Annotated in this window: 3 protein-coding genes; all 3 read right to left on the reverse strand. The window is 41.4% G+C overall.

What is annotated here, in order from left to right:
* Nucleotides 1–82: 82 nt before the first annotated feature.
* The 3 genes from ACED48_RS20345 to ACED48_RS20355 all read right to left on the reverse strand — a co-directional run bounded on the left by ACED48_RS20345 (nucleotide 83) and on the right by ACED48_RS20355 (nucleotide 2245).
* On the reverse strand, nucleotides 83–904 hold the full coding sequence (locus ACED48_RS20345) for an NAD(P)-dependent oxidoreductase (RefSeq protein WP_017058499.1): 822 nt from the start codon (nucleotides 902–904) through the stop codon (nucleotides 83–85).
* Between the two features lie 162 nt (nucleotides 905–1066).
* On the reverse strand, nucleotides 1067–1546 hold the full coding sequence (locus tag ACED48_RS20350; RefSeq protein ID WP_017058500.1) for a hypothetical protein: 480 nt from the start codon (nucleotides 1544–1546) through the stop codon (nucleotides 1067–1069).
* 144 nt (nucleotides 1547–1690) lie between these two features.
* Nucleotides 1691–2245 carry a hypothetical protein gene (locus ACED48_RS20355; RefSeq protein WP_017058501.1) on the reverse strand — a complete coding sequence of 185 codons (555 nt, stop codon included), beginning with the start codon at nucleotides 2243–2245 and terminating at the stop codon, nucleotides 1691–1693.
* Between the last annotated feature and the right edge of the window lie 92 nt (nucleotides 2246–2337).

A 2337-nucleotide genomic window follows, 5' to 3' on the forward strand; every position in this document is an offset into this window, starting at 1 on the left:
ACACCTAACCATTGTGCCGTAAACACTGAAGCTAACTCAAACCAAAAATGCCGAGCGTTGCGAATCCGTCTTAAACACATTGTTATGTGTAATTTTCTATGTACTTCCTTAAGGACTCTTTCGGTTCAAACAAAGGACTAACTGGAAGTTTAAGATTCAGTTTTTCTATTTCTACTGCCGAAAAGCCAAAGGTATTTTCAAACTCACGCCAGTTATTTTTGCTAACTTTTTTTATGATTCGAGAATCCAGCAACAGCTGGGAAAACTCTTCAGGGCTATACCCCTTAGTCTCGGCAATAAAATGTTGTGCTGAGGAAATTCGACCTTGCACCAACGATAAATAAAACCTTGCGATGTCATTGACGTGGATATATTGGTTATGACCTTGAGATGGTATAGCTAATTGAATCGTTTGGTCAGATAAAGAGTCGACAATTCGCCTTAGCTGACAGTTTTCACCTCCATAAACCAAACTAGGACAATAAACTACATGCCACTTATTTTTAATAGCACTACCTATTGTAACTGCGTCCAGTTTCACCACACCTAGAGGCTTCAACCTAAACACTTTGAGGTCATTGTGAGAAGCATTACCGAACAGCCAAACGCCCGATGTGTGAATTTTGGTCGCACCTTCAGCCGCTAGCCTATCCAACTGCGTTAGCAGCTTGGACTCTATATCAACTATTTCCTCTGGCGAAAATTCTGACCAATGTGGACGAGCACAATTTACAACAACATCAAAGTAACCAGAAAAATCTGCGGGCACTTTAGTGAGCTTTCTAGTATCAGGTAGGATACCGCTAGCCCTGCTGTATGTCGAAATTTCAAAACCACTTTCAACAAACATCTTCGTCACGTGGCTACCAATATATCCATTGGCTCCTGCTATAAGTACTTTCATTCTTTCCCTGAACTCTGGATTACACATAACGCCGCGTTAAGGGGCAGCAACGCGCCACCCCAAACTTCAATTTACCACCGTAAATACAAATGCCGATATTTGAGCCAAACTCGCCACGCGTTGACTGTCCCTCTTGAACGCTTTGTTATGTGCGTGCTTCCACTACAGCGATACATAGGTTTCATCTGTAACCGTCTCTCCGTCAGGATTTGTCCATGTTAACCGTGCATTGTATGCCGTTGGACTACCTAGATGAATTGCCGCCAACAAGCTTAGTTCGCTTCCAGGAGACAGCTTTGGAGCAGGTAATTTAGAACTCACGTCCGAACAGACAAGAGGATTATATCGAGGATTATCAACAAGCAAATCAAAGCTGATATCTTTGGCATCTACACTGCTAATATTGGTAATAACAAACTTGTAACCATTACCCGATTTCACTAGATCAAGTTTTAAACGAGCTGTCGATTTTTCTTTGTCTTCGCGAAGTAATATTTCAAGCTGCTTTTTAGCTAGATCCGCTGTTGCCCTCTGCATATCTAAGCTTTCTCGTTGAAGCTTTCGTTGACCATTCCAGACAACTAGACTTATTAAAGCAGCCAACGAGGACAGTATTACTGATAATGTTTCATATTCACTCATCCATTGTTTCCTCTAAAGCACATAACGCCCTGCTAAGTGGCTGACAACATAACACAAAACTTAAACAAGCCACCGTAAACACAGAGCATACTTTGAAGTAAATTCGCCGAGCGTTGGCAGTCCGTCTTAAGCAGTTTGTTAGGTTTATTGGCAAAGGAGTCTTATGTTTCCTGTCTGTTCATCATATTCATGATTTGGAATAAGCAGTGGTAGTTTTGACAACTCCAAGCCTTTTGATTTTGCTCCCCACTTAACAGGCCTACCTGTCGTGTCATAGTAAACTTGATTATCGTAGTCGATAAAACCAGGCTGCCATCCATCGCTAAGGTAACTTAGGTCTTCTGATTCATCGAACCATTCTGGACTAATCAGAGTTACTATCGCTCCATTAACAGGACTGCGGTCCCAAAAAACAAAATACTCAGGAACAACTGAACGCTCTGCTTCAGAAACGTAATTGAGGGGGTATTTATCTTTAGGCCACCAAGAAGGGTATCGTTCATCAAAAATACTACCACTATGTTTTTTAGCTTTAGCGATTTCCACCTCACTTCGTCTGTAAACATTGACCCTTAGTTCTCCTTGCTGAACTCTCACCATTTGACCTGCTTCCAATCTATTTGATTGGATAATTTCCTCTGAGCAATATTCTGAAGTTACAGGATTACCATGCGCTATAAACGCAGCAAACACTCCCATTAATACTAGTAATCTGTTGATAATAACTCCTTAAAACCTAACGCTAAGCTAAGTAGTGAGCAACGTAATACGAAGCCACCGCATAACACCTT

It is taken from the genome of Vibrio sp. 5S239 (genome assembly GCF_041439575.1).
Lineage (GTDB): Bacteria > Pseudomonadota > Gammaproteobacteria > Enterobacterales > Vibrionaceae > Vibrio > Vibrio kanaloae.